Genomic DNA, 4,128 nt, shown 5'->3' on the forward strand with positions numbered 1-4,128 from the left:
AAGTAAGCTAGGGAAGAAGTGGCAGTCGTGTGGAGTGTTTGGTAGCCCACATCAATATATCAGTGGCTACTGGTGGATTACTTGATTGGCACGACCTGACTTCTTTTCAGCCTAGAAAGCTCCTCCCGAAGCTCTGCATTTTCATGCTCCAACTCATCCACACGAGTTAACGCCTGAATCAGCTTATCATTCAAGTGATGCTGCGCAGCCGCAAATAAGGCTAGCTTCTCTCGCTCCGTCTCATACTTAGCCTTGTAGTTATCCTTGATACGCTTCTGCTCTTTGAGCTTAGTGCGCACGGTCTGGATCTCTGGCCGGATTACTTCACCGTTGCCTGCCGCGATTTCAGCTTTAGTCTGTTTAACCTTATCAACAAACTCGGGGTAGTAATAGCCACTGCCGTTGCCCAGGTTCGCTTCCTCCTCAACAGCGCGTACACTGAGCTTGCGATGGGCAGGGATACGCTTAGGTTTACTCTGTTTAATACGTTCTAGAGCCGCTTCAAGCGCTAGTAATGTGTTTTCGCTCTTACTCATGAGTTCGCTACCTTTAAGTCAGGTTCGAAAGGGGTAAATGGCAGTTCAAAATCAGCCATAACTATCTCTGCGGCTCTTACTTGGGTGATGTAGTGGCTACGCTCACTCACCGAAATATCTTCGTCGGATTCCATGTAAGCAACCAAACTGTTGTGCTTTTTCTGCCACCACCGAGCTTGTTCCTCGTCAATGATGCTGCTGCCTGAGCCGCAATCGACACAGAATTGAGGCATGACAACACCATCCATATCGCAATTGTATCCATTTTTACAGTAGCTATGAGTCGTGCCATGAAGGGTGAGCTTACCATCCTTGACGGCCTTGTAGATGACATCCCACGAACTGTAGATGGTTGGGACATCTCCTCGCATTTGCATGATCGCTTTGCCATGTGAACCTGATAATTTTTCACTAGAATGCCACTGTTTGAAGATTTTATTTGCCGTGGTTTCAGCGTTAATGTCCTCAAGCATGGATTGGATTTTTTCATCCACAACAAGGCTTCGATAACTGGCTAGCTTGCCACCGTTGGTGTACCACTCGGTCATAGCAAGATATAGGTGCTTGAACTGCTGTTTGAGAGCGACCATTGTGCTAAAACGGTTCTTAATGCAATAGAATGCCAAAGAGCGTCTAAATTGGTGTGGGGTCATGTGCCAAGGCTTACCTACTAGGACATACTTTTTAACCCTCCCATGTGATTGAGGGTTAGAATCTAGGCATTCTTGGTGGTCTTCCTCTGTCACAATAAAATTGAATTGCTTGCAGAACAGCTGAAGACGTACATTCCAGTATGAGATTAATGTGGGTGGTTTAGAGCGAACTGATTGGTTAACCCAAAGAGTGTTTGTGTACTTTTTATCTGGATAGGTCACTTCTTGTCGCAACCTTTCAGTTAGCGTTGTCATGAGTTCAATCGCGATCTTAGATGAACTGGCTGTTACCCATGTTTCTCGTTTTTCACCCAACTTAAAGGTGTGTGATTGGAGCATATGATACTCACGACCTTCAAAAGTATCCTTGTAATAACTATTTGGCGTGAGCTTATCTAACTCTGAATCACGCATACCACTAAAACCGCCACACACGATGTAGCTTGCATTGATTAACTGCCCTCGATATCGCTGAAATTCCGAGCTATTGGCAAGTGGCATGTTCGGCAGTTTTTGTGCAAGAGGCGAAATAATATCACTTGGGTTTCGAGGTTTGTTGTCACGTATATAAGCGGCACGTATATTTTTATCTATTTCGCCATTAGCCAAGATAAAGGGGAAGCTTTCACCACTTGCCACCTTTTCACTGAGACGTCGTTCACCTTCACGGTAGTTCTCTTGAAGTTCACTCTCGACTTGAGCAATTAGCTTCCTATTAGGGTGTGCTTCCTCAATCAGTTCAATCGCTTTACCATAAATGGCATCGCACAAACGCTCTGGAATGGTCAGTGTTTGTTGTGCCTCTAACTGAATTAACCTTCTAGCAACAACGTCAGGCTTTAAAGGTCCAAGAAACTCATGCTTAACCTTATGCCATGCTGAATCTCTAATGATTGAATTGATAGAGGCAACACATGCCCTTATTGAAGATTGAGAGTATTGTTTTTCAACCAAACCCCCTTCAAAGTTAGTCCAATTTGATGATTTCGAAAGAGCGCGTATAGAATCAAAGCCTTGCTCTACCAAATGACTGTAAGGCATGTTCGTATATCTGAACCTTGAAAATATACTACTAAACTTCAAAGCCTTACGCTGTTTTGGACCTTTATTGAATAACCAACCGTAGGTAAAAAGTTTCAACTCTCGCTGTAAGTCTTTATTGTTATTGAATTGATTGAAATTAAGAGTGTTCTTATGCTCCCTTTTGTTTCGTGAAAACGCAAAGCAATACCAAGCGCTATCACCGAAGTAGGCTGTTACCTTGCCTGATTCATCCTTGCAGACCACAACCTTATCAAGCTCATCAAAACGTTCTTCATGATAGAGCGTGACCACATCGGCTTCTTCTACTTTATGTTGCTCTGGGAAGCTATCTAAATATAAGTGCTGAACTGGCATTACACGCTCTCCTGTTGACGATTAGGAATTAAGAAAAGAATGGATTCAGGCTCATTCCACACTGGGTGAAGCCCTTCATCATTCAGTTTTTCTTCAGCTTGTTTTAAGATTTTAGAATTGATATCGGGAAGAATTTTAGAATCTATAAACACTATGACTTGTTCAAAATTCTTGCGGTAATGGTGAGCATCCAAATGTAGGTACAGCGACTCTTCAATGCACGCCCTAAATGACAGCAAGCACCAAATATCCGCAACGGATTGAACGATGACTTGATAAGGACAACCAAAACATGCCAATAAATCCGCACAAGCCAATCGCTCTCCATTCTTGGCTAGCCCTTGCTTCAGCGCCTTTTTGGTGTGCTTTTCTGACTTACTACCAAAGGGGTCACTACAACTGCCACCATTAGATGTGCGACTGAGATTTGGTATTTCAATCGCATTCTCTTTTTCAATCACAAGCACATCAATACCAAGGTTTTCTTGTGCTTCCTTGGGTGATACGCCTTGTTTTATTTGTTCTTCACGAATGGCGAAAGAGTCTTGCAGCATCCCATTGTTACTGTGTTTATTACCTTCACTGTAACTCTTTTTTCGAGTGTTGGATGTATTCCCAAGCATGATGTTATTTACTATTTCACCCTGATGATAAGCGGTTAATCGTGCGCCTGTTTCACGAAAACGACTTACCATAGGACGTAATCGTCGCCCCGTTTGATCGTTGAAAGTGAAGTACCTTTCCACCCAACGTGCAAGGAAAGTATTTAAGGTATTCCTTTTGACAGGCTGTACTTTTTTCATGACAATAGTTTGCAGTAGTAGGGCATCTTCCCCAGTAGAAATTAATCGTGAAGCCTCAAGTAACTTATCAAAAAAGTCCATCGAATATTTTGGGATTTCTAGTTCGTGTTCACCCATTTCAATGCGAATGGTTTTAAACGCTCTTCGTTTAAATGCTGGCATCGTATACCATACCTCACCAATGGTGGTTGAAGCATTCTCTGGTTGCTTTAACTTGAACAAATCACTTGTGTTTGCATAGGTGTAATACCCCATTAGATATGTAGCAGCAGACATCATCTTAGAGGTAGCTGCACATAATTTGTATTCACATCCTTTCCAGTGAAAGGTCATGGTTGGTATGTTCCGATACGCCTGAATATGTTTCTCAGGATTATCTATAAACTGTTGATGCGTTTGCTTAAATAGTGCCCTCAAAAAGGGGAGTATTTGCTTTAAGTCACTTCGAGTGTAGGCTTCAAAAGGTTCGGTATCATGATTATATCGCGTAACAATATTATCAAAGTACGAGTGGGGTAAATCTAGATATTGAGTAAAGATGACCTGTAATAATGCATGGCTTGTTCTATAGGTTGAGTTTTTGATTTGCCCTAGCATGACACGCTCATCTTCAAAATTCATATAGCCTTCGATTGATGATTGAGTAAAGGTTTCAACATCCCTCTTGTCACACCACCGAATGTATTGAGATAACTTTACAAAATAGCCGTATAGATTTTCGTGGCTACCACCTTCCTT

General features: G+C 42.3%; 3 protein-coding genes. All 3 read right to left on the reverse strand.

Translation table 11 applies throughout. From position 1 onward, the window contains the following. Positions 1-77: 77 nt before the first annotated feature. Positions 78-536: a hypothetical protein gene (locus FH976_RS15435; protein ID WP_193001763.1), complete on the reverse strand. Its 459-nt coding sequence runs from the start codon at positions 534-536 to the stop codon at positions 78-80. Continuing rightward, positions 533-2,587 carry a hypothetical protein gene (locus tag FH976_RS15440; protein ID WP_193001765.1) on the reverse strand — a complete coding sequence of 685 codons (2,055 nt, stop codon included), beginning with the start codon at positions 2,585-2,587 and terminating at the stop codon, positions 533-535. Before FH976_RS15440 ends, FH976_RS15435 begins: the two co-directional genes overlap by 4 nt. Then, positions 2,587-4,128: hypothetical protein (locus FH976_RS15445; RefSeq protein ID WP_228767477.1), on the reverse strand; the 1,542-nt coding region annotated here is incomplete at its 5' end. The genes FH976_RS15445 and FH976_RS15440, both read right to left, overlap by 1 nt.

Origin of the sequence: Vibrio hibernica (genome assembly GCF_015223435.1) — a bacterium.
In the GTDB taxonomy this organism is placed as follows: Bacteria; Pseudomonadota; Gammaproteobacteria; order Enterobacterales; family Vibrionaceae; genus Vibrio; species Vibrio hibernica.

What these genes read in the sequence shown, in the direction of transcription:
- FH976_RS15440 (WP_193001765.1), bottom strand. Translation starts at nt 2,587, where the DNA reads ATGCCAGTTCAGCACTTATATTTAGATAGCTTCCCAGAGCAACATAAA.
- FH976_RS15435 (WP_193001763.1), bottom strand. Translation starts at nt 536, where the DNA reads ATGAGTAAGAGCGAAAACACATTACTAGCGCTTGAAGCGGCTCTAGAA.